Origin of the sequence: Gluconobacter wancherniae NBRC 103581 (genome assembly GCF_007988885.1) — a bacterium.
GTDB classification, from domain to species: domain Bacteria; phylum Pseudomonadota; class Alphaproteobacteria; order Acetobacterales; family Acetobacteraceae; genus Gluconobacter; species Gluconobacter wancherniae.
Genome location: NZ_BJUZ01000002.1, coordinates 301,764 through 323,560 on the forward strand (window position 1 = coordinate 301,764; position 21,797 = coordinate 323,560).

Genomic DNA, 21,797 nt, shown 5'->3' on the forward strand with positions numbered 1-21,797 from the left:
CGTGACAGGCTTTGTATCGAAACTGTTTCTACAAGCCGAAAATAGGGCTAGAGTGTGGCACATGACGCCGGAGCATGTTTCCGAACCTGAAACGCCAGTAGGTTTTGGCCCCAGAAGGATCCTGATTGTCACCGGTCTGTCCGGTGCAGGAAAGTCGTCCATTCTGCGTGTGCTGGAGGATCTGGGATATGAGGTCGTGGATAATCCGCCCCTCAATCTTCTTGATGCGCTCGTAACACGATCCGGTGCCAAGCTTGCAATTGGTATTGATGTCCGCAGTCGTGGGTTTGCGGTGGGGAAGGTTCTGGAAGGGATTGTCAGGCTCAAAAGCCTTCCCGGAAATGAGGTACAGCTTGTCTATGCGACTGCGGAGCCCGAAATCCTGCTACGTCGCTTTACTGCCACGAGGCGCCGTCATCCGCTGGTAACCAGTGGAACCGTTCTCCCGGGAATCGAAAAAGAAACCGAGCTTCTGGCGCCATTGAGAGCCCGGGCGGATCTGGTTGTTGATACATCGGACCTCCCATCCCCTGAGCTGCGCCATCTCATTGAAATGCGCTTTGGAGACGGGACCGAAGGGGGGCTGACGGTTGCCCTGATGTCTTTCGCCTATCCTGCGGGGCTTCCGCGTGAGGCCGACATGGTTTTCGACGCACGCTTCCTTCGCAATCCTCACTATGATCCCGAGTTGCAGCCCAAAACAGGTCTTGATCAGCCTGTTGTGGACTATGTAAAGGAAGATCCTTCCTATGCAGCGTTTTTCGCCCATATACAGGGGCTGTTAAACCTTGTGCTTCCTCGGTTTGTGGAAGAGGGAAAGAAATACGCAACGATTGCGGTCGGGTGTACGGGCGGCAGGCACCGTTCGGTGACGCTCGTTGAAGAACTGGCCCGCACGCTGCCGGTAACGGCGCCTGTAGGCCCCATAATGGTTTTGCATCGTGAACTAGCCCGCCAGGGCCTCTCGTCCTGGCGCTGGGCCGTGCCTCCCCTCACGAGAGTGGACGTACAGAACGAGGAACGCGGATGATCGGGCTTCTGCTCGTTACACATGGACGCCTTGGTGAAGTGCTGCTGGAAACGATGATGCATGTTGTCGGCCCTCAGCAGCAGATTGGCGTTGTGGGTGTCAGTGATACGGATGATCCGGCGTTACTGAGGCCACAGGCGGATTCTATGGTGAACCACCTTGATACCGGCGATGGTGTTCTGGTCCTGACGGATATTTTCGGAAGCTCTCCTTCGAATCTGGCGCTTGCCCTGCGCGAGCCGGGCCGGGTCGAGGTTGTTTCCGGGGTGAATGTTCCGATGCTTGTAAAGATCGCCAAGACACGCGGTGACCTGGACCTCGCTGCATGCGTGGAAAAAGCAACCATGGCGGGGCGCAAGTATATCGCTGCTGCGTCGCAATTGCCTGCTCCGTGTCTACATGGTGGGCGGATTGCCTGCGCATCATGAATGACACCACTATTTCCCCGCGTGTTGTCACAATCGTCAATCATCTTGGGCTTCACGCCCGGCCAGCTGCCAGAATGGTGACGACGGCCGAGCAGTTTCAGGCTGAAGTGACAGTCTCACGTGGTGGAAACAGTGTCTCGGCGCTGTCGATCATGGGCTTGATGATGCTGGGTGCCGGGCATGGTGAGACCGTGACCCTCAGCGCGCATGGTCCTCAGGCGCAGGAAGCGCTGGATGCTCTGGCTGCCGTCATTGCAGACGGATTTGGCGAGCGTGACTGAGGCATCTTCCAAGGCCACGAGCCGAACGCCCCGCAAAACTACATCCCGTAAAATCGCTCATTCGGTGCAGGTGCTGCACGGCAAGGCCATCACACAGGGGATAAGCCTCGGTCCGGCGGGGCGTGTGGAGGAATTACCTCTTCCCGAGATCACCCAGCGTCTCAGTGCAGTTGGACCCGACGCGGAACAGGCCCGGCTTGATGGCGCGATTACGCGCGCATTACGTCAGATTGAGAAAATGCGCGACCGTCTGAGCGGCCTTCCGGAAGAGGGGCGGGAGGAAGTAGCGAGTCTACTGACGGTCTATGAGCGGATGCTGGGCCCGTCCCGCCTGATCCGTCAGGTGCGAGCGAAAATCGCGCAGGATGGCCTTTGTGCGGAAGCGGCTGTTGCGGAGGAAAGCGAGTCTCTTGCGCTTCAGGTTGCGCGGGCAGCGCAGGCAATGGCGGATCGGGGCGATGGCGCCCAGCCGGATTCTTCACTGAGGCTTGCAGGTGAGTTCGAGGAAATTGGCCGTCGTCTGCTGCGGAATCTGACAGGCATCTCCTATCGCGCTTTTTCAAGTCTGGCACCTGGATCGGTTCTGGTTGCCGAACAACTGCGGCCTGCTGATGTCGCGATGATCGATCCGGCCAGAATTGCGGCTGTCGTGACGCAGGGCGGTGGTGGCGCTGATCATACGGCCATTCTGCTGCGTGCCCTGGATATTCCCTCAGTGCTTGCCGTACCGGATCTGATGGCAAGAGTGGGTGAGGGAGACATGCTCGTCGTGGACGGGCATTTGGGCACAATTACGCTCGCGCCAAATGAGGCTGAGCTGCGTCTTGCCCGTGAGGCAGCCCAGCGTGAGGCACAGGAAAAGCGCAGTTACGGTCGCCTGCGTCGCCTTCCGGCTCAGTTGCAGGGCGGCGAGGCAATAGAGCTTCATGCCAATCTGGAGCTACCGGCAGAACTGCCCATGCTTTTGCGTAATGGTGCGAAAGGAATTGGACTTCTTCGCAGTGAGTTCCTTTTCGGGGAGCGGGAAGACCTGCCGGATGAAGACGGTCAGGCCGCTGTTTACCGCTCTATCGTCGCAGGGATGGATGGTCATCCGGTAACGATCCGCGTGCTGGACTGGGGTGGCGAAAAAGGCCGTGCCTGCATGCGGCGCCTCGGTTTGTCAGACAGTATTACTGATGGAGACAACCCTGCGCTCGGCCTGCGCGGCCTGCGTCTGCTTCTTCGGGTGCCAGATGTTCTCGAGGCTCAGTTTTCTGCAATTCTGAGAGCTGCTGCTCCCTCTGCCGATGGAGCAATCGGGCAGGTTCGGGTTCTACTGCCGATGGTCACGTCTGCTGATGAAATCGTGGCGGCACGGGAAATCTATGAGAAGGTCGCGCGCAGGCTCAAGCGCCGTGGCGAGCCGATGCCGGAGACACTTCCTCCTCTCGGTATCATGGTGGAGACACCAGCCGCGGCTTTGACGGCGGATTCGTTGGCTCAATACGCTGATTTCATTGCGCTCGGCACCAACGATCTGACCATGTACACTCTGGCGGTGGATCGTGCAGACGCTGCCGTGGCGGACCGGTACAGCCCGTTGCACCCCGCGGTTCTGCGTTTGATCAGCATGACAGCCACCTCTGCTTTGCGGGCGCATCGTCCGATTTCAGTCTGTGGCGAAATGGCTTCTGATCCAAGGGTGGTCGCGTTGCTCATTGGGCTTGGGATTCGGTCATTTTCAATGAGTTCTGCAGCACTTCCGCGCGTGAAGCGTCTGGTTCGTACGCTCACGCTGGAAGATTGTGATCAATTGCGCAGGCAGGTGATGTTGGAAACCGATTCCGAGGTCATCCGGGATCTGATTCGTAACTTTGCAACCTGATCCGATGAGACAGCTATCGTATTCGGGTGCTGTGATGCCATATTGAGATCATGGTTTCTTTGGATTCTTCTGCAGCGCTGATTTCCTCCTCCGAAGCGCCGGTTTTCCCGGCGCCTGTTCTTGATCGTCTGGATCGCGCCGAAATCTGGTGCCGTGAGCACGGGCAACGCCTGACCGAGACACGTCGGCAGGTCCTTGGGTTGATCCTGTCTGACGTCAAACCATCCGGTGCCTATGATCTGCTGGCAAAACTCAGGGCGACGCACGCCAACGCTGCGCCGCCTACGGTTTATCGGGCGCTGGATTTCCTGCTAGAAACCGGTCTGATCCATCGGATTGAGCGGCTGAGTGCATTTGTCGGGTGTACCCATGCCATTGATTGCGGGCATGGGTGCGATCATGCGCAATGGGGTGTTCACCGGGCACAGTTCCTGATCTGCAGAGGGTGTGGAAAAGCTCGGGAGTTGGAGCAGGATAGCGTTGCAGTTGTGCTCCTCGAAGCTGCCCGGGCCGTGGGGTTCCAGCCGGAATCTGCGACAATCGAAATCGAGGGGCTGTGTGCCGTGTGCCAGCGCAAGGACAAGGCAGCCGATAGCGATCAGGCCTGACGGTCTTGAGCGTGCGCCATCCCCGAAGGCCCGCTCTGCTTTTTCAGGATCTTCCCAAGCGGCCTGCGCCTGTGGTGCGTCGGGCGCATGTCAACAGAATTGCTGGCGACGTGCAGCCTGATCTGCTGGAGTGGACACCCCCGCAGACGCATCTTCCCGGTCCTGAGGTGGATCTTCAGCTTTTCTCGCCACTGAATTTTCGACCACCCTCGGGCGACGCATTTCTTTATCATCTGACAGACACTGCAAGCGCCACACGATATCTGAGCGAAGGTTTGCCCCTTCAGGATGATCTGGCGCTGCTGGATGCTATCGTGATGGTCAACGCCCTTTCGGAAAACCTCCCTGACAGAGATCTGACGGTTCTGCGTGTTCGGCGCAGGCTTGTCCGGCGCTGGCTGCGCAAAGGGACGGCCGAGGGGCATGCATGTTATGTGCTGGTCCAGAATGCCAGCGATGGCACATGACGAACAATACAGGAAAACAGCTATGGCAGGGAACGGGGCAGCAGGACTTCTGGCGGAAGTAACGCGTGGTGGGCGTGTGGAATCCTGGCATCTGGGGCGCGCAGTGGTCGTGGATGCGGATGGCAGGATTGTCTGGTCCAGCGGAGACGTCGAAGACGCTGTCTTTCCGCGTTCTACGGTCAAATCCCTTCTGGCAATCGAACTTGTCGAGAGCGGTGCTGCGGACCGTTTGAGGCTAGGGGATGATGCGTTGGCTCTGGCGTGTGCGTCTCATGGTGGAGAGGCGGCGCATGCGGCCGTTGCCGCGTCCATGCTGGCATCTGTAGGGCGGGACATGTCGTCTTTGGAATGTGGAGCGCACTGGCCCCTTTATGAGCCGGCTGCCCGGGCGTGGGCTGTTGCGGGACACGATGCCCCTTGCCCATTACACAACAATTGCTCCGGGAAACATGCGGGGCTCGTGTGTCTGGCTTGTGATCAGGGGGTCGATCCTGCGGGTTACATTGATCCCAGGCACGAAATCCAGCGCAGGGTCACTGACGTTCTGGAGGCGGTTACAGGGGCGCATCATGGAGACGAAAACCGGGGCATAGATGGATGTTCCATGCCAACCTATGCGATCCCTTTGCGGGCACTGGCCCATGGATTTGCACGTTTTGGTACGGGAGCAGGTCTTTCGCAGGGCAGGGCGCATGCTGTCGCCCGGCTGAGAAAGGCCGTTGCCGCAGACCCGTTCATGGTTGCGGGTACGGGACGTTATGACACGAAGATCATGAACCATTTCGGTGAGCGCACGTTTATCAAGATGGGTGCCGAAGGTGTCATGGTGGCCAGCCTTCCTGAGGAAGGCCTCGGTATCGCAGTGAAAACCAACGATGGCGCCAACCGCGCTGCTGAAGTGGCCATGTCTGCCCTTCTGCAGCGCTTTGGCGCAAAGAGCGTCCTGAAAACGGATGCAGACCGGGCTGTTCTGGCTGAGGCTTCAACGCAGATCATGCGGAACTGGCAGGGCAGAATCGTGGGTGAGCTTCGGTCAGCCATCGAAATAGACTGATTTCGTGATAAGATTAAATTATTGGACATTTTTTACGTAGGGGAAAATGTCCGCTTCACAAAGAGGTAACGCGACTCAATGAGTGACCAGGTTGAGACCGGACAAATGACATCGGACGTGGATGACGATGACAATGCGTCGTCGATTTTTGACGCCACGAAATTCAAGATCGTTGCCATCGGTGTCATTGCGGCACTGGCTGGCCTGATGTCTGGCCTTGATATTGGTGTGGTGGCGGGCGCGCTTGAACCGTTCGGTAGGCAGTTTCATGCTTCCACGATCGCTCTTGAATGGGTTGTCAGCTCCATGATGGCGGGTGCGGCTGTGGGGGCGGTCAGTGCAGGCTGGCTCTCGCATTCATTGGGCCGAAAGCGCTCTCTCATTCTGGGTGCCGCTGTTTTTGTGGGGGGAACGATCGGTTGTGCGTTGAGCTGGTCTGTTCCGTCGATGATCGTCTTCCGCGTTGTGATGGGGGTTGCGGTTGGTATCTCTGCATTTACTGCGCCGCTCTATCTTTCGGAGATAGCAAGTGAAGAGACTCGTGGTGCCATGGTCTCGACCTATCAGCTGATGGTGACGGTCGGAATTTTCGTAGCGTTTCTCTCTGACACGTATTTTTCCTACACCAACGACTGGCGCATGATGTTCGGGGTGGCGGGTATTCCGGCCATTCTGTTCCTGATCGGCGTTCTGTTTCTTCCGTATAGCCCGCGCTGGCTGATCATTCAGGGACGACATAAGGAGGCCCGGCAGGTGCTGTTGGATCTACGTGATGACCCGCTGGAAGCAGCGCAGGAAATCCGAGCAATCCGTGAGCAGCTCCAGACGAAGCAAAACGGTTTTGCGCTTTTCCGCACCAACTCGAATTTCCGTCGCTCTGTTGCTCTGGGTGTCATGCTTCAGGCCATGCAGCAGCTCGCGGGCATTAATATCGTGATGTATTACGCCCCCAAAATTCTTGAGGCGGCGCATTTTGATGCCCATTCCCAGATGTGGTGCACCGCTATCATCGGTCTGGTGAACATGCTGGCCACATTCGTCGCTGTGGGTCTGGTGGATCGCTGGGGCCGCAAGCCCATTCTCTATTCGGGCTTTACTATCATGGCACTTGGCATGGCCTTCCTGGGTGTCCTGCTGAATAATGGGATGGAAACGCAGTCCTCCCAGATCATCGCTGTGTTCTTGCTTATGGTGTTCTGTGCTGGCTTTGCGATGTCTGCTGGCCCGCTGATGTGGGTGCTGTGTTCGGAAATTCAGCCTCTGGCAGGTCGTGATTTTGGTATTTCCATATCCACGCTGACAAACTGGGTGACCAACCTCGCGGTGGGTGTGAGCTTCCTTTCTCTTATGCAGATGCTGGGATCGGCGGGAACCTTCTGGCTTTTCGCGGCTCTTAATGCGCTCTTTCTGGTGCTAACGATCCTGTTTGTTCCTGAAACAAAAGGCATGTCGCTTGCGAAAATCGAGAAGCGCCTGATGAAAGGCACCAAGCTGCGACATCTGGGGCGGTAAAATATTTCGTCGATTTCCGGATTTTTCGATGCGTCCGACCCTTTGGGTCGGACGTTTTGTTTTGTGCTGCAGAAACTGAGGATTTTGACATGGGCGAGTTCCGCACGACTTCCACGAGGGATGATAGTAGCGGATACGCCTTTGTCCTGCTCGTTTACGGGCTCTATATTGCGCGCTTCTTCACGGCGATCACACTGCTAGTGGGTGTGATTGTGGCGTATGTCCTGCGTGGTTCGGCGTCCGGTCTTTTGCGTGCTCATCTGGATTGGCTGATAAGGCTTTTCTGGTGGGACGTTGGAATGCTGATGCTGTCTGGTGTTTTGTTTGGCGGCTGCTTTTTCATTGAGCCTCCGGGCAGCTCTGGCTGGGGGCAGCTGGTTTTTCTTGTCCCGATTGTCGTTTTTCTGATCTGGAACGTCGTCATGCTTATTTCGCTGGTCTTTGGCTTGCGGGAACTCATGCGGGATCGACCTCCGGTGGGCAGCCGCTTTGGCGGGGGAGGCTCCTGAAAACTGGCGAAATGCGCCATTTGGCTCATTTGACGAGAATAGCTCTGAGTGTTTTTGCCTGAAAACAGGTGTTGGCACGATGTTTGCATCAGAACTTTTGTTGATGCCATGCGCACCCAGGAGTTCAGGAATGTACGCCACCTATACCCCCTACGAGCCTGCCAGGGCTGACGCCGGACGCGATCTCGTCCTGCTGATTTATGTGCTTTATGCCGTCGGATTTTTTACAGGAATTACGGCGTTTATCGGTGTGACGATTGCTCATATGTCTCGCCGTTCGGCAACAGGCCTCAAACGCGCGCAGTTGGACTGGCAGATCCGTCTTTTCTGGTATGGCGCTTTTGCCCTGGCCTTGATCGGAATGCTTCATCTGATGGTTGCAGGCCTTGGGGCCATTACAGGTGGTCTGGGGCTGGTGTTCATGGTCGTGCCGTGGGGCCTCACACTCAGCTGGGCCATCCTGACCATCTGGGCCATCGCTCGCGGTGTGCATGCAGCTCTTCTGGGGCGCTCCATCGCGTCCCGCCCGTTCTGATCGAAAGGCCCTGACATGAACATTCGTAGAAATCTTGCCGTTGCGACGCTTGGTGCACTGTTCTGCACATCCGCTTTGCCTGCTATGGCTGCGCCTCTCAGCATGAGCACGCTGTCTGATGATATTCGGTTGGACAGTCTTCCTGAAGGCGGGACCCTCAACACCGTCAGTGGCGATGTCCGTGTGCAGTCAGTTGGGGGGGCACTCTCTGCTAATCTTGCGAGTGGAGATTTTCAGGCAGGAAAAGTTGTTGGTGGGCTGAATGTTCATTCCGCCAGCGGCAACATCACCGTCGACACTGTCACGGGACCGGTGGATATCCGCAGTGCCAGCGGGGATGTGGATCTCCATAAGGTTGAAGGAACGGTCAATATTGAACTGGCCAGTGGAGATGTCGATCTTCCTTCCGTCACGTCTAATATGCACGTTCGGACTGCCAGTGGCGATGTGAAGGCAGCATTGGTCGGCAGTGGCGGAACCTCCCGGAGTGTCGATATCCGCACAGCGTCAGGGAATGTCGTCCTGCATTTGCCGCATGATTTTGACGGTAGGCTGGATCTTGGGCTGACAGAGACGGCCAGCACGGTTGGCAAATACCACATTACTCAGGATTTCGGCCTCAAGGTTGAGACCGGTGAGTGGGAGACGCATGGTCTGGGGGAGAAGACGCGTCGCCTTTACGTCGTTGGAACCATTGGGTCTGGCCGGGATGTAGTGAAGGTTCATGTCGCGCACTCGAATATTACGGTCACGCATGACTAGTACGAAGAATGCTGTCGTTGAGCTGTGACATCATCTGCCCGTGAGGGAGCTATATTTTCCGTTGTAGGGAGTATCAATTCCCAATAACCCGGAAGTCAGTTCTATGAGGGGGGTCACGTCGACCACTTGCAGGAACAGGAGACGGACCAATGGAAAAAACACTCTACGCCACGATGCGTGCTCTGCCGGGTCAGGAAGAGCACGTTGCCTCCCTGCTGAGCGCGTTGAGCAAGGACGTACGCGCTGAGCCTGGGAATGTACGCTTTGTCGTCTACAGGCTTGAAAGCGATCCGGCGTTTTTCCATGTGGAAGAAACCTACCGGGACCAGAAAGCTTTCGAAGCCCATATCGCGATGCCTCATGGACGCCGTTTCAACGACGCCATCAAGACACTTGTCGAAGGCGGTGCCTCAACCGTTGTCTTTCTCACCGCCGTGAGCTGAGGTCTTTCCGCGCCAGCCCAGGCGACGCAGTGTCTGGGCCATGTGCGGTGCGGGGTTCGCCTCGGCGCTCAGTGTTTCCTCATCACTCAGCGTGACGTTCAGGCTATGCGCCAGAAGGTGAAGCCCGCGGGGATCGCGCTGGCCGTAGATCGGGTCTCCCAGGATTGGGGCTCCGATGCTGGCACAATGGATGCGCGCCTGATGTGTACGTCCGGTCAGGAGTTCCAGTTCAAGCCAGCAAAGACCATCCGCACGGCCCAGAACCCGCCAGCGGGTATGTGCGGGATCGCCTTTTTTCGCCGCGATCATCTTCCAGCCCTTTTTGTCGGACTGACGCATCAGGGACGTGGTAATTTCGCCGGAATCCTCGGTCAGGTTTCCTTTAACTACAGCCCAGTAGAGCTTGTTGACGCGACGCTCCTGAAAGGCTTTCTGGGCCTCCAGCAGGGCTGATTTCCGGCGTGCAATCAACAGGCAACCCGACGTATCCGCATCAAGACGGTGCGCAAGCCACGGGCCACCACGCGGGTGTGGCGTGAGGCGGCTTTCTGCTGAATCTTCTGTCTGGGGGCCGGGATGCACGGCAAGGCCTGCAGGCTTGTCCAAAATCAGGAAGCGCGGCGTTTCCAGCAGGATGGGAAGCTCTTTCCCCTCCTTGAAAATAGAATACGGAGTAGGGGAGGGGGGAGCCTCACGCCGCTTGTTGGCTGGCGGACGCGAAGGCAGTTCAGGCTTTTGCTTGCGGGAAGGTTGCCTGGAGCGATTGTTTTTCAACGACTATTCTTCATCTGTACGGCGGCGCACGAGGATCTCGCGTTTGCCGACATGGTTTGCGGGGCCGATAATGCCTTCTTTTTCCATCTGATCGATCAGCTTTGCAGCGCGATTGTAGCCGATGGAGAGATGGCGCTGGATAAAGCTGGTCGATGCGCGGCCTTCACGGGCTACGATATCTACTGCCTGATCGAAGAGACTGTTTTCAGTTTCAGAAGCGTTTCCGCCACTGCCGCCGCCTGAGCCACCGGAGGACGGTCCCTCTTCGTCCTGACCGGAAACGACGTCATCATTATAGATCGGTTCGCCCTTGGAGCGAAGATCCGCCACAACGGCCTCGACCTCGTCATCGCCCACAAACGGGCCATGAACGCGTGTTATGCGGCCGCCACCCTGCATGAACAGCATGTCACCCTGACCAAGAAGCTGCTCTGCGCCCTGTTCCTGAAGAATGGTGCGACTATCGAACTTGCTGATGACCTGAAAGGAGATACGCGTTGGGAAATTGGCTTTGATGGTGCCGGTAATCACGTCCACGGAAGGGCGCTGGGTTGCCATGATGACATGAATTCCCGCGGCACGGGCTTTTTGGGCGAGCCGCTGTACGGCAGTTTCGATTTCCTTGCCTGCGACCATCATGAGGTCAGCCATCTCGTCGATGACGACGACGATGTACGGCAGGTTTTCAAGTGGAACCTGCTGTTCGTCAAAGACGGGTTTACCCGTTTCCGGGTCGAACCCGGTCTGCACGCGTCGTGTTACCATCTCGCCTGAGGAGCGTAGTTGGCGCACACGGTCATTATAGCCGTTGATGTTACGGACCTGTAGATGCGCCATCAGACGATAGCGGCGATCCATTTCCTGCACGGTCCATTTCAGGGCGCTGACCGCCTTTGCGGGTTCCGTGACAACCGGTGTCATCAGATGCGGAATACCGTCATAGATCGACAGTTCCAGGATTTTCGGGTCGATCATGATCAGGCGGCACTCTTCCGGGCTTAACCGGTAGAGAAGCGACAGGATCATTGCATTGACGCCAACGGACTTACCTGAGCCTGTCGTACCCGCGACCAGCAGATGCGGCATCTTGGCGAGATCCGTATAGACTGGAACGCCCGCGATATCCTTACCGAGCGCGATTTGCAGTTTTCCGGTGCTGTTCGCCCATTCCGGCGTGTAAAGCAGTTCCGAAAAATAGACAGTTTCGCGTTTGGCGTTCGGGACTTCGATGCCAATCACGTTTCGGCCCGGCACAGTGGCGATACGCACACTCAGAACCGAGAGCGAACGCGCAATATCGTCGGCCAGACCGATAACACGGGAAGAGCGTATGCCGGGAGCAGGCTCCAGCTCGTAAAGCGTGACGACCGGACCTGCGTGAATATCACCTATGGTCCCCTGCACGCCGTAATCGGACAGCACGCTTTCCAGAAGACGCGCATTGGATTGCAGTGCTTCCGGGGAGGGGCCTGTGGAAGCAGCAGGAGGGGGATCGCGCAGAAGGCTCAGGGGTGGGAGCACCCAGCCAGCGGCAGGTGCAGGCGGACGCTGCTGCGCCGGGCGGGGTGCAGGCTGTGCGGGACGATCTCCCATGCGCATACCAAACAGTCCACGGCGCGGTTCCTGCGAGGGCTGGGCCTGCGGCACAAACTCAGCCTCGGGCTCATGGTCTTCATCCATGCGTGCTGGTGCAGGCTGGCTGTCGCGTTGGCGTGCAATTTGTGCAAGGCGCTCCGCATAGGGATTGGATGGGACGTTTTCCTGCTCTTCTGGCGGTGTACGGCCGTCCGTCGATGGAGAGCGATCCTCCGTGCCAGGACGATGAGTCTGCCCGGCTGAACTGCCTTCGCGGCGCATGACGGCAGGACGTTCAAGCGCCTCTTCCGTTTCGGGCAGTGGGGGCTGCATCCAGCCTGTATTTTGCGGAATAAAGGGCGCAGGGCGCGTGTGTGGGTCGCTGCGGCCAAAGTTGCGCCGCAGGAATGACATTGGCGCGGCATCTGCTGCCGGGGCTCCGGAGGCTCCCGGTTGCGGGTCATAAAGCCGTGCGTCCGGTGCGGGCCGATCGGATGTGGCTGGTGCGTTCATGCGCTGTGCAAGGGCGAAGGGCTGGCGCCCCACCATCATGACACCGCGGCCCATGGCTTGCCATTCGCGCCATTGAAGACCCATGGCGAGGGGCATCAGAATGCCCATCAGAAGCAGGACGAGAAGAACCGCAATCCCACTGCCCGCCGCACCGATTTCGTCATGCGCTGCGCCAAGAATTTTCTGCGCCAGTGATACGCCAAGCTGGCCACCGAGGCCATTCGCTGTTGGCCATTCGACGTTCAGGCCGGGCATCAGGGTCTGAAGTGTGCCAATGAACGTTGCGCCTGCCGGAAGCAGGAGCAGCGCTGCGCCAATCCTGAGCAGTGGCAGGCTCATGCCATGATGGCGGACCATGCGCCATGCCCAGGCGAGCAGCACCACGATCGGCAGTCCACTGCCAAGGCCAAGCCATTGCACCAGACCATCGGAAATGGTGGCGCCGGTTCGGCCAAGCAGGTTGGTTGGCTGGGTACCCGTCGAGGTGTTGAAGGAGGGATCGTGCGGGTTGAAGCTCCAGAGCGCGATGCCGATCCCGACAGCGAGAATAAGCAGGCCGAGGCCGAGGAGTTCCATAAGGCGGGCCCGCAAGGCACTCCGCAGACCAGGGGTCATGTGGCGGTCGTGCTTCTCACGGACGAAATTTCGAACTGTACTGGTCGATCGGCTGAACGCGGCCAAGTCTCGTCACCCCGTCGGTTTTTTGAATGGCGGTACTGGAAAGTTCTGTGAACTATAGCCGACAGGGCTCTGAATACAGAGGAAAAATTAAGAAGACGTGACCGAATGTCTCCATATCGTCACCTGGGCTGCGCCAAAGCGTCGGCTGCACAGGATTTCGGGCACAAATGTGGCAGAAACCGGCTTCAATCCTGCGATGAACGGAACAAATTCTTCCGTTGCGCCTGTTTCGGCAACAATAAGTGCGTCTTCAGCGATCCATCCATTTCGTGCCAGCGCGCGCAGACCCGATTCGACGAGTGATTTTCCGTATGGCGGATCCAGAAAAATCAGCGTGTGTGGCACATCCGCTTTGGGCGGATGGGTAACGCTGCAACTCAGGACGCGGGAGACATCACGGGCCTGACAGATATCCAGATTGATGCGCAGTGCAGCGAGGGCCGCACGATCGCGCTCAATGAAGGAGGCCCGGGCCGCACCGCGGGAGAGGGCTTCCAGGCCCATGGCCCCCGTACCTGCATAGCCGTCCAGAACGATGGCTTCCTCAAGGGCTTCACGGCCATACCAAGGAGCATGGACAAGCATGTCGAAGATAGCCTGCCGGGTGCGGTCCGATGTGGGCCGCGTCCGCTCGCCTGCAGGGGCTGCAATCGTCCGGCCCTTGTTCTCTCCACCAACAATCCGCATTGCTCAGCGCGTCCGGCGGCGAACGGGAGCGGCGAGGCCGGGGATCTGTTCTCGCAGGGTCTTGCCGGGCACTTCTTCAAGCTCACGCGCCTTGAGCGTACCGAGCTGGAAGGGGCCATAGGACACGCGGATCAGGCGGCTGACATGCAGGTTCAGGCCCTGCATCACCCGCCGGATTTCGCGGTTTTTTCCTTCCTTGAGGCTGACGGTGAGCCAGGAATTATCGCCCTTTGTGGAGTCCAGCCCGGCTTCGATCGAGCCGTAGCGAACGCCTTCGAATTCGGAGCCATGGATCAGCTCGGCCAGACGTTTTTCATCCACGACGCCAAATACGCGCACACGGTAGCGGCGGATCCAGGCACTGCCCGGTAGCTCCAGCCGACGTGCAAGCTCACCGTCATTGGTAAGCAGCAGCAGGCCTTCGGAGTTGATGTCCAGCCGCCCGACACTGACGACGCGTGGCATGGCTTCGGGCAGGGATTCAAATACCGTCGCACGGCCCTGTGGGTCCTTGTGCGTGGTCATCAGCCCGTCAGGCTTGTGATAACGCCAGACGCGCGTGCGCTCAGGCTCGCCCACGGGATTGCCATCCACCAGCACGATGTCGCCTGATTGAACGAAGGTTGCCGGGTGCGTCACCGGCTGCCCGCCCATCGCGATGCGCCCTTCCTCGATCATGCGTTCCACGTCTCGCCGGCTGGCCACACCTGCGCGGGCCAGGAACTTGGCGATGCGTTCGCCTTTCGGGGTATCGGTATTTGTTTCTTCGGTCATCGTGCTGCCTCCACCAGCGCCGCATACAGGCGACGGTCGCCGGGGTCGAGGGTGAATTCGGGATGCCACTGCACACCAAGGGCAAAACGGGCGCTTTCAAGCTCGATTGCTTCAATAACACCATCAGGCGCCAGAGCGCTGATTTTGGCGCGTCCAGGCGTCCGGACAGCCTGATGATGTGAAGAATTTACGGACATCGTGCTGCTGCCGACGATCCGGGCAAGCTGGGTGCCGGGAAGAATGGACACTGCATGGCCGGGTTCGTGGCGGGGGTTGGGCTGTTCGTGCTGCTGTTCGGGAGGCAGATGCTGGATCAGCGTGCCTCCTGCTTCCACTGCAAGCAGTTGCATGCCGCCACAGATGCCAAGCACAGGCCTGTCTCGTACCAGTGCTGCACGCAGAAGCGCATGTTCGGCGCTGGTGCGAGAGCTTTTGAGGGTGGTGAGAGGGTGTGGCTCTTCTCCATAGAGAGCGGGATCGACATCAAATGCACCGCCGGTAATGATCAGTGCGTCCAGCCGGTCCATCAACGCATCGGCATTCTGACCGTATCCCAGACATACCGGCAGACCGCCCGCTTCACTCACGGCTGTCAGGTAATTTTCGCGGAGGGCATGAAACGGATAGCGCGAGAAAGCTCTCTCGCTGCCAGGTTCATGGTCAAGCGTGATGCCGATCAGTGGTGGACGCGGAAGTGTCATGGCCGCATCATCACATCATGATCCAATCCGATACAAGCCGCGCCATGCAGGAGGCGCTCGATGCTGCGCAGGACGCGGCTGATCACGGAGAGGTGCCGGTAGGCGCTGTGATTCTGGGGCCGGATGGCTGCGTGCTGGCTATTGCCCGGAACCGCGTGGAAGAAATCCATGATGCATCCGCGCATGCCGAACTGCTGGCGATGCGTGAGGCTGCCCGCAAGCTTGGATCAACAAGGCTCAATGGTTGCACGCTGATTGTGACGCTTGAGCCGTGTCCCATGTGTGCGGCTGCGATTGTGCATTTCCGTATCGAGAGGGTGGTGTTCGGTGCATATGACCCGAAAGGTGGCGGCGTTGAGCATGGGCCACGTATTTTCGAGAGGCCAGGATGTCTGCACAGGCCAGAAGTGGTTGGAGGTCTCCGCGAGACGGAGGCCTCCCACCAGCTGAAACGCTTCTTTCAGGCGCTTCGTATTACGAAAGATGTATGCCTTACGGATGTTTCACGCGCCCGTCAGCTTGTTGAACGGGAACATAGTCCATAGTTCATCGCTAGTAAGACATTCATGTCTGATGAAACATTCGGGACCATTATGACCTCACGTTTCCGCGCTTCTCTCGCTGCCCTCGCCGCTGCTACGATGCTGACGGCTCCTGTTGCCATGGCCGATACAGGTGCCATCAAGCCTCAGACGCAGGTCCAGGCGCTCCCGAACTTCGTAAACCTCGTCAAGCAGGTGAAACCGGCTGTTGTCTCCATCACTTCCCACATCAAGGAGAGTGTAGTCGATCAGGAAGAAGGTGGCGGCATGGGAGGCGGCCAGCAATCCCCGTTCCCATTCCCGTTTCCGTTCCAGATGATGCCGCAACAGCAGCAGCCGAACCGGACAGTCGAAGCACGCGGATCGGGTTTCATCATTTCGGCTGATGGTTACGTCGTCACGAACAACCATGTCGTTAACGGTGCCACCAAGGTTACGGTGACGCTCGATGACGGTACGACACTGCCAGCCAAGATCATTGGCCGTGACCCGAAGACGGACGTCGCACTTTTGCGCGTCAAACCCAGTGGCAAGCTTCCATATATCGAGCTTGGTGAGTCCGATGATGTGCAGCCTGGTGAATGGGTCGTGGCCGTCGGTAATCCCTATGGTCTTGGCGGGACAGTGACGGCGGGCATCGTATCCGCTTTGGGTCGTGACCTGCATTCTGGAGCCTATAACGACTTCATTCAGATCGATGCGCCGATCAATCACGGAAATTCCGGTGGTCCGCTGTTCACGCAGGATGGCAAGGTCATCGGGATCAATTCCATGATCATTTCGCCTAATGGCGGTGGCTCGATCGGGATTGGCTTTGCCATTCCGTCCGACACGGTGAAGTCTGTTGTGACACAGCTTGAGAAGACCGGTCATGTCACGCGAGGGTATCTGGGCATTGAGGGGCAGGATATCTCGCAGACGATGGCGCAGGCGCTTAATCTGAAATCGCCAGAGCCGGGTGCTCCCCCGCGTGGAACTCTTGTGGCGTCTGTCTCCAAGGGCAGCCCTGCTGAAAAAGCTGGCGTAAAGAGTGGTGATGTCATCGTCACGCTGGATGGTCATCCGATCCGCAACGGCCACGATCTTGCTGTGAAGGTGGTTTCCATAGCGCCGGGAACAGCAGCGACGCTGGGTCTGCTTCGTGATGCGAAGCCGATGGACCTGAAGTTCACGGTAGGTAATCTCGCCGCACAGGAGAGCAGTGGCAGCGGTGCGGGCAATGGTGATCAGGCTGCGGGACCGGGCAAGCTGGGCGTTTCGCTTGCATCCCTGACGCCTCGCGCACGTCAGGAACTCGGGCTGGACGAGAGCGTGCAGGGTGCTGTGGTTGCTGATGTTGCGCAGGGCTCTCCTGCTGATCAGTCTGGCATTCGCCCGGGTGATATCATCGTGGCGGTTGGTAGCCATGTGACGCCGAACCCGCATGCGGTTGTCGCACAGGTTCACGATGCGCTGGGCCGCAAGCAGCCGCCGCTACTGCGTATCCTGCGTGATGGTCAGCAGCTTTTCGTTGCGGTCTCTCCGACCGGCAATGACGACAGCGATGACAGCTCTTCCGGTGACGCCCAGTAAGAGGGTTATCTGAAATCTGTGCTTTCCCGACCTGCGTGACAGGTCGGGAGAGTTCAGCCGGGTGCCGTTGATGTATCGAGAGAGCCTGTTGCGAAAGCCAGGCTCGCTGCCGCGATCAATGCGGCGTAATATGCGTCTGATTGTGCAAGGCGTGCATCCAGCAGCCCGTTTTCGATAATGGTTGCCTGCGTGACTGATCCCTCGCCGTTTCTATAGGCTGCCAGTGCTGCGTCGAACCCGGTTTGCGCGGCGATGTGCAGTTTTTGCGAAGCTTCGTAGGCGCTCAGACTGGAGCGCAATCCGTTTTCCGCCGCTACGATCTGGCGAACGGAATTGTCCTGTGTTTCCTGCAACGTTGTTTCAGCACTGTCGGACTGGTTTTCGGCCTGTCTGAGCATTGCGGCCCGCATACCACCATCGAAAATTGGCACGCTGATGCCGCCAAGGATCAGGCTGCTGAAGCGGTTGGAGGCCAGATTGAGCGTTGGCGCGCTGTCTGACCCCACGCCGGGCACGGACGAAAGTGCCAGATGGCCAGTGCTGTAGGCCACGTTTCCACTGACGAAAATCTTGGGCAGGAACTCGGCCCGCGCAGCGCGCACCCGGCTTTGGGACGCTTTGGCTGCAGCATAGGCCGCCAATACATCTGGTCTGCGCGAGACGGCCTGATGGATCATGGATTCCGTCAGTCGAATATCGGAAAGTGCAAGTGGGCGTCCTGAAACGTCCTGCGTTTGCAGATGTGTGAGAGGCGCGGCGCCCACGGCATTCATGAGGTCCAGGCCGGTGTTTTCCGCGCTGCCCTGCGCCTGTACCAGCCGTAATTCGGCCTGTGCCGTGGATTGCTGGGCCTGCGTCACATCGACGATCGTGCCCTGACCGTGGTGTAGTCGGGCCTGTGCCGCGACTTCTACGGCACGGGCATTTTCGAGTGTTTTTTTAATCAGCGCCACGCGTGCCTCTGCGGCGGCGTGCATGTAGAATGCTGTAGTGACTGCGTAGATGACCTTCTGGTGGACGCCCGTGAAGACGATGTCTGTCGCCAGCGCGCCTTGCTGTGCCGCTTCCAGAACGGCTTCGCGTTTTCCGAAATCGAACAGCAGCCACTCCATGCCAAGTGTCTGCACTTCTCCCCGACCAGAATTGCTGTTTCGTGTTCCGCTATTCAGCAGATTGTTCTGGGACGCCGCGTTGTTGATCTCATCCCCGATAACGCCGCCGTTGCTGATCGTGGGTGTGCTGCTTGTGCCGTTGCTGTGGCTGTAACCACCCACAACGCTTGCTGTGAGGTGCGGGAGATAGAGGCTGCGGGCGATCCCTGTCGCGAGTGCTGCGTCCTTGGCCGCATTCCAGGCTCGCCGTGTTGACGGGTTTGTGGACTGGGCGATGTCGATCAGGTCTGCGAGTGAATATTCGCGCCCGGCAGCAAGCTGTGCAAGCTGAGTGCGCGCGGGGAGGGTGGTGTCAGATGGAAGGGTGTAGCCCTTGGGCAGGAAAAGCCCCCGTTTGCCGGGATGCCCGGAAACGATTTCTCCTGTGCGACTGATGCCCGGCTGCCATGGCTGGTCCGGTCGCGTGGGGGCGTCCTTGAGTGCCTCCGTGGCGCAGCCGCTTAAAAGGAGCGCAGCGAGACCCAGAGTGGCCGGGCGAATGCGGTGGGTCATGACGCGACTTTTTCCAACTGTTCGAAATGATGGTCCGGCGCAGGTGATTCGGGGATGAGCATATCTTCTGTGAGGGCAGACGCTGTGCGCAGAACAGTGTCCCGAACTTTACGCTGGCCGGTGTCAGTACGCATGTGGACAGGTTCGGCTGCGGCATTTTCCATTGTGCGTTCTGTGGCCGAGATGGCTTCCTGAACACGCGCGGCAAATACCATTCTTGAAAGACGTGACGATGCCTCGACCTGTGATTTCAGGAGCGTTCGGATTTTGCCAAACTCCTTGCCCAGATGCTCTGAAGCACTTGCAGGCCAGAAGGACGTGAAAACGGCATAGGTGATGAAATTACCGAGCAGAATGCCGATGATACGGTCCCGCGCAGTTGTCATGTCTGCCGTGGGGCCGAAGGTTTTGAGGTCCGATAGAAAAAATGCCAGACCGATCTGTAGTCCTGCATACGCAACCCGTGCATCTCCGGTCTTGATCCATGCTGCAAGAAACGAGGCTGCGTAGATCATGACAAGAAATTCCACGACATTCGTGAAATGTGGGATCAGGAAAATGATGGAGGCAATTGCCATGATGCCACCAATCAAGGCCCCTGAAATACGCAGTTTCAGTTTGGCAATCATCTCTCCCATCGTCGGTAGAGCCACGATGAAGCAGGTAATGATGCATGTGTGGATGCCGTCCCAGTCCAGCGCTTTGAAGATCAGATAGCTGGTCATGACTGCAGCGGTGCCCTTTACGGCAAAGCGTACGTGATCGGGGTTTGTGAAGGCATCGGGAAAGAAAAAGCCCGCAGGTTTCGGCTCTTCCGGGATCGATTCTTCTGAAGGTGTAGTGAACTGCTGCAAAATAAGCGCGATTTCTGTAATCGCCGGATCGCGGGCGTGGATATTGATTGCGATATCGGTCGGGCAGTCTCCTTCAGCAAAAACAACAGCCATTTCCTCCATGACTGCTGCAAGCTGAGTGAGTGCTTCATCCTCGCTATGTCTTTCGTGTCTATGGATATGGTCTGCGAGTGCCAGAATTGCCGTGCTGCTGATAGCAGCTTGCTTGAGCCGTGCCAGAGCGGAGGGAGCCCAGATTTTTTCAAGAGCTGCCATTTTCAGGTTTTTAAAAAGGGGCCCCGTGCCTTCGCGTAGAAGGTCCATTGCGTCCTGATGGGTTGCGGTGTCGGTTCCGCGAAGCAGTGCCGCGCTCATACGAAGACGCAGGTCGATGCTGTCTGTCAGGACGGTTTTTGGTGAGGGGCAGATCAGCAATCCCAGCACGATCATTACAAGGCCCGGCACGGCGATGATGAGCCATGCGTAGAGCAGGGCGCGTGTCACCAGTTCACCGACTGGCACCTGATCAATCGCAATCAGGGCATAAACCATGATCAGGCCCAGCATGTAGGCCACAGGTTTGAGCTTGCTTGCTGATCCGAGGAAGAAAAAGCCGAAGGACATCAGCGCTACTGCGACGACATCTGCAATCAGGTGATTGATCGTGAGCAGTACGCAGCAATAGAGCAGCCCGAGCAGGATCGCGAAAACAATACTCAGTGCCGCACCGGCGATGGCATTGGTGACGCGGTCCTTTTGCCAGATGGCCAGCGCCACCACGGCCGTCAGCGACGTTTCAGGGATCTGCCAGATCTCGCCGATCAGAACGCATGAGGTGCAGGCGGCAGCCATACGCAGGCTGTAGCCCATGCGTCCGGGGAGTGGCCGCAGGGCCAGGTGCAGCAATCGCCGAAGCGAAAGTGCCGCAGGATCAGTGACAGGCAGCGCCATGTCTGATCTGGACGCTGGCCGTGGCGCCCAGCCTCAGCAGGACGGGGTTCGCAGGGTCCAGGCGGATGCGAACAGGAAAGCGCTGCGCGACATGAACCCAGTCCATCTGTCTGGGTACAAACGGCAGGCTGCGCGAAATACCAATCGAATCTCCTGACAGTACGCCCCAGCCGATGCTTTCAACATGCCCGCGCAGTGGTGTCGCGCGATCCAGCATCGAATACACTGTGGCGCAGTCTCCGATATGCACCGGCCCCAGCGTGCCTTCGCGCAGGGCCGCGGTAGCATACCATTCGTCATTGGCGATCAACGTGAACAAGACCTGCGAAGGGGCCAGAACTTCTCCTTCCTGCACGGTCAGGCTCGTCACATAGCCATCAGTCGGTGCGCGCACGATCGTCTGGCTGAGGGCATATCGCGCGTGTTCCAGTGCGACGGCGCTGGCCTGTTCTGCGGCCAGCGAACTGTTGAGGTCTCCGATTGCCGTCTGGGCCGAGGCCTGTTGCTGTTCTGCCTCGCTCAGAGAGACGCTTGCGTTGTGCAGAGCTGTCTTTGCCTGATCATATTGCTGCCAGGGAATATAGGCGTGGTCTGCAAGAGGTTTCAGGCGGCTTTCCGTGCGTGCCGCGAGGTCGCGGTTCGTGCGGGCGCGGATTGTCTGCTGCTCGGCAATGGCGGCACTTCCAGCCCGCACCGTTACAAGGCGACGTTCGTTTTCGACGGTTGCGTGGGCGAGGGCGAGGTTGGCCTCAGCCTGCTTGACGGTCAGTTCATAGGGGACAGGATCGAGCCTGTAGAGAATGTCTCCGCGATGAACGCTCTGATTGACATGCACCCGTAGGTCAATGAGGCGCCCGCCTACAGTGGAAGCCATATGAACGAGTTCGGCGTCTATCGAACCGCTATCGGATGATGGATATGCGGAAGTCTGGTAATTTACGTAAGCCCCCACGGCGATGGCCCCTGTGATGCAGCAGGCTGCGATGAGGATGCCGATGGGCTTTTTCCCAGAGAGGTGGATACGCTTCATGGCG

22 protein-coding genes are annotated in these 21,797 nt (G+C 58.3%); 14 read left to right on the forward strand and 8 right to left on the reverse strand.

The annotated features are described in order from the left end of the window. The first annotated feature begins 61 nt into the window (after window positions 1–61). The 12 genes from rapZ (at window position 62) to GWA01_RS08530 (ending at window position 9,496) form a co-directional block, all read left to right on the forward strand. On the forward strand, window positions 62–1,030 hold the full coding sequence (gene rapZ / locus GWA01_RS08475; RefSeq protein ID WP_146796331.1) for an RNase adapter RapZ: 969 nt from the start codon (window positions 62–64) through the stop codon (window positions 1,028–1,030). Then, entirely contained in the window at window positions 1,027–1,458 is a 432-nt protein-coding gene (locus GWA01_RS08480) for a PTS sugar transporter subunit IIA (RefSeq protein WP_146796334.1), read from the forward strand. Before rapZ ends, GWA01_RS08480 begins: the two co-directional genes overlap by 4 nt. After that, window positions 1,455–1,739 (forward strand): HPr family phosphocarrier protein, encoded by a 285-nt coding sequence (locus GWA01_RS08485; RefSeq protein WP_146796337.1) that lies wholly within the window; start codon window positions 1,455–1,457, stop codon window positions 1,737–1,739. Before GWA01_RS08480 ends, GWA01_RS08485 begins: the two co-directional genes overlap by 4 nt. Further along, window positions 1,732–3,606 carry a phosphoenolpyruvate--protein phosphotransferase gene (gene ptsP / locus GWA01_RS08490; RefSeq protein ID WP_146796340.1) on the forward strand — a complete coding sequence of 625 codons (1,875 nt, stop codon included), beginning with the start codon at window positions 1,732–1,734 and terminating at the stop codon, window positions 3,604–3,606. Before GWA01_RS08485 ends, ptsP begins: the two co-directional genes overlap by 8 nt. A gap of 50 nt (window positions 3,607–3,656) precedes the next feature. Then, the gene (locus GWA01_RS08495) at window positions 3,657–4,214 is read left to right on the forward strand and encodes a Fur family transcriptional regulator (protein ID WP_146796343.1); all 558 of its coding nucleotides are present in this window, start codon (window positions 3,657–3,659) and stop codon (window positions 4,212–4,214) included. Window positions 4,215–4,225: 11 nt separating this feature from the next. Beyond that, the gene (locus GWA01_RS08500) at window positions 4,226–4,681 is read left to right on the forward strand and encodes a hypothetical protein (protein ID WP_146796347.1); all 456 of its coding nucleotides are present in this window, start codon (window positions 4,226–4,228) and stop codon (window positions 4,679–4,681) included. A gap of 22 nt (window positions 4,682–4,703) precedes the next feature. Further along, window positions 4,704–5,735 (forward strand): asparaginase, encoded by a 1,032-nt coding sequence (locus GWA01_RS08505; RefSeq protein WP_146796350.1) that lies wholly within the window; start codon window positions 4,704–4,706, stop codon window positions 5,733–5,735. Window positions 5,736–5,813: 78 nt separating this feature from the next. After that, a complete protein-coding gene (locus tag GWA01_RS08510) occupies window positions 5,814–7,247 on the forward strand; it encodes a sugar porter family MFS transporter (RefSeq protein ID WP_146796353.1) in 1,434 nt (477 codons plus the stop codon). 89 nt (window positions 7,248–7,336) lie between these two features. Beyond that, window positions 7,337–7,756: a hypothetical protein gene (locus GWA01_RS08515; protein WP_146796356.1), complete on the forward strand. Its 420-nt coding sequence runs from the start codon at window positions 7,337–7,339 to the stop codon at window positions 7,754–7,756. Between the two features lie 130 nt (window positions 7,757–7,886). Further along, window positions 7,887–8,291: a hypothetical protein gene (locus tag GWA01_RS08520; RefSeq protein WP_146796359.1), complete on the forward strand. Its 405-nt coding sequence runs from the start codon at window positions 7,887–7,889 to the stop codon at window positions 8,289–8,291. A 15-nt stretch (window positions 8,292–8,306) separates the two neighbouring features. Continuing rightward, complete coding sequence (locus tag GWA01_RS08525; RefSeq protein ID WP_146796362.1) at window positions 8,307–9,053, forward strand: DUF4097 family beta strand repeat-containing protein; 747 nt, start codon at window positions 8,307–8,309, stop codon at window positions 9,051–9,053. A 149-nt stretch (window positions 9,054–9,202) separates the two neighbouring features. Next, window positions 9,203–9,496: a putative quinol monooxygenase gene (locus GWA01_RS08530; protein WP_146796365.1), complete on the forward strand. Its 294-nt coding sequence runs from the start codon at window positions 9,203–9,205 to the stop codon at window positions 9,494–9,496. Here the strand turns inward: GWA01_RS08530 and GWA01_RS08535 are convergent. From GWA01_RS08535 to GWA01_RS08555, 5 genes are all read right to left on the reverse strand, one after another. Next, window positions 9,464–10,270, reverse strand: a complete 807-nt coding sequence (locus GWA01_RS08535; protein WP_306416082.1) for an RluA family pseudouridine synthase — start codon at window positions 10,268–10,270, stop codon at window positions 9,464–9,466. The two genes, GWA01_RS08530 and GWA01_RS08535, sit on opposite strands and share 33 nt — an antisense overlap. A gap of 3 nt (window positions 10,271–10,273) precedes the next feature. After that, complete coding sequence (locus GWA01_RS08540; protein ID WP_146796368.1) at window positions 10,274–12,973, reverse strand: DNA translocase FtsK; 2,700 nt, start codon at window positions 12,971–12,973, stop codon at window positions 10,274–10,276. 153 nt (window positions 12,974–13,126) lie between these two features. Then, window positions 13,127–13,726, reverse strand: coding sequence for a 16S rRNA (guanine(966)-N(2))-methyltransferase RsmD (rsmD, locus tag GWA01_RS08545; RefSeq protein WP_146796371.1), 600 nt, complete (start codon window positions 13,724–13,726; stop codon window positions 13,127–13,129). 3 nt (window positions 13,727–13,729) lie between these two features. Further along, on the reverse strand, window positions 13,730–14,500 hold the full coding sequence (locus GWA01_RS08550) for a pseudouridine synthase (RefSeq protein WP_146796375.1): 771 nt from the start codon (window positions 14,498–14,500) through the stop codon (window positions 13,730–13,732). Then, window positions 14,497–15,201 carry a gamma-glutamyl-gamma-aminobutyrate hydrolase family protein gene (locus tag GWA01_RS08555; protein ID WP_146796378.1) on the reverse strand — a complete coding sequence of 235 codons (705 nt, stop codon included), beginning with the start codon at window positions 15,199–15,201 and terminating at the stop codon, window positions 14,497–14,499. The genes GWA01_RS08550 and GWA01_RS08555 overlap by 4 nt, the downstream gene beginning before the upstream one ends. Window positions 15,202–15,218: 17 nt before the next feature. On the opposite strand from GWA01_RS08555, the gene GWA01_RS08560 reads away from it, so the two are divergent. Continuing rightward, window positions 15,219–15,746 carry a nucleoside deaminase gene (locus GWA01_RS08560; protein ID WP_146796381.1) on the forward strand — a complete coding sequence of 176 codons (528 nt, stop codon included), beginning with the start codon at window positions 15,219–15,221 and terminating at the stop codon, window positions 15,744–15,746. A 48-nt stretch (window positions 15,747–15,794) separates the two neighbouring features. Then, window positions 15,795–17,315, forward strand: a complete 1,521-nt coding sequence (locus GWA01_RS08565; protein WP_146797696.1) for a Do family serine endopeptidase — start codon at window positions 15,795–15,797, stop codon at window positions 17,313–17,315. Window positions 17,316–17,368: 53 nt separating this feature from the next. On the opposite strand, the gene GWA01_RS08570 is transcribed toward GWA01_RS08565, so the two are convergent. From GWA01_RS08570 to mdtN, 3 genes are read right to left on the reverse strand one after another with little or no spacing between them, the layout of a single operon-like run. Next, window positions 17,369–18,979, reverse strand: a complete 1,611-nt coding sequence (locus GWA01_RS08570) for a TolC family protein (RefSeq protein WP_146796384.1) — start codon at window positions 18,977–18,979, stop codon at window positions 17,369–17,371. Continuing rightward, window positions 18,976–20,763 (reverse strand): FUSC family protein, encoded by a 1,788-nt coding sequence (locus GWA01_RS08575; protein WP_146796387.1) that lies wholly within the window; start codon window positions 20,761–20,763, stop codon window positions 18,976–18,978. The genes GWA01_RS08570 and GWA01_RS08575 overlap by 4 nt, the downstream gene beginning before the upstream one ends. Then, entirely contained in the window at window positions 20,744–21,793 is a 1,050-nt protein-coding gene (mdtN, locus tag GWA01_RS08580; RefSeq protein ID WP_146796390.1) for a multidrug transporter subunit MdtN, read from the reverse strand. Before mdtN ends, GWA01_RS08575 begins: the two co-directional genes overlap by 20 nt. Between the last annotated feature and the right edge of the window lie 4 nt (window positions 21,794–21,797).

Coding starts and splice junctions, on each gene's coding strand:
- rapZ (WP_146796331.1), top strand. CDS start 62: ATGACGCCGGAGCATGTTTCCGAACCTGAAACGCCAGTAGGTTTTGGC.
- GWA01_RS08480 (WP_146796334.1), top strand. CDS start 1,027: ATGATCGGGCTTCTGCTCGTTACACATGGACGCCTTGGTGAAGTGCTG.
- GWA01_RS08485 (WP_146796337.1), top strand. CDS start 1,455: ATGAATGACACCACTATTTCCCCGCGTGTTGTCACAATCGTCAATCAT.
- GWA01_RS08495 (WP_146796343.1), top strand. CDS start 3,657: ATGGTTTCTTTGGATTCTTCTGCAGCGCTGATTTCCTCCTCCGAAGCG.
- GWA01_RS08505 (WP_146796350.1), top strand. CDS start 4,704: ATGGCAGGGAACGGGGCAGCAGGACTTCTGGCGGAAGTAACGCGTGGT.
- GWA01_RS08510 (WP_146796353.1), top strand. CDS start 5,814: ATGAGTGACCAGGTTGAGACCGGACAAATGACATCGGACGTGGATGAC.
- GWA01_RS08515 (WP_146796356.1), top strand. CDS start 7,337: ATGGGCGAGTTCCGCACGACTTCCACGAGGGATGATAGTAGCGGATAC.
- GWA01_RS08520 (WP_146796359.1), top strand. CDS start 7,887: ATGTACGCCACCTATACCCCCTACGAGCCTGCCAGGGCTGACGCCGGA.
- GWA01_RS08525 (WP_146796362.1), top strand. CDS start 8,307: ATGAACATTCGTAGAAATCTTGCCGTTGCGACGCTTGGTGCACTGTTC.
- GWA01_RS08530 (WP_146796365.1), top strand. CDS start 9,203: ATGGAAAAAACACTCTACGCCACGATGCGTGCTCTGCCGGGTCAGGAA.
- GWA01_RS08540 (WP_146796368.1), bottom strand. CDS start 12,973: ATGACCCCTGGTCTGCGGAGTGCCTTGCGGGCCCGCCTTATGGAACTC.
- rsmD (WP_146796371.1), bottom strand. CDS start 13,726: ATGCGGATTGTTGGTGGAGAGAACAAGGGCCGGACGATTGCAGCCCCT.
- GWA01_RS08550 (WP_146796375.1), bottom strand. CDS start 14,500: ATGACCGAAGAAACAAATACCGATACCCCGAAAGGCGAACGCATCGCC.
- GWA01_RS08555 (WP_146796378.1), bottom strand. CDS start 15,201: ATGACACTTCCGCGTCCACCACTGATCGGCATCACGCTTGACCATGAA.
- GWA01_RS08560 (WP_146796381.1), top strand. CDS start 15,219: ATGATCCAATCCGATACAAGCCGCGCCATGCAGGAGGCGCTCGATGCT.
- GWA01_RS08565 (WP_146797696.1), top strand. CDS start 15,795: ATGACCTCACGTTTCCGCGCTTCTCTCGCTGCCCTCGCCGCTGCTACG.
- GWA01_RS08570 (WP_146796384.1), bottom strand. CDS start 18,979: ATGACCCACCGCATTCGCCCGGCCACTCTGGGTCTCGCTGCGCTCCTT.
- GWA01_RS08575 (WP_146796387.1), bottom strand. CDS start 20,763: ATGGCGCTGCCTGTCACTGATCCTGCGGCACTTTCGCTTCGGCGATTG.
- mdtN (WP_146796390.1), bottom strand. CDS start 21,793: ATGAAGCGTATCCACCTCTCTGGGAAAAAGCCCATCGGCATCCTCATC.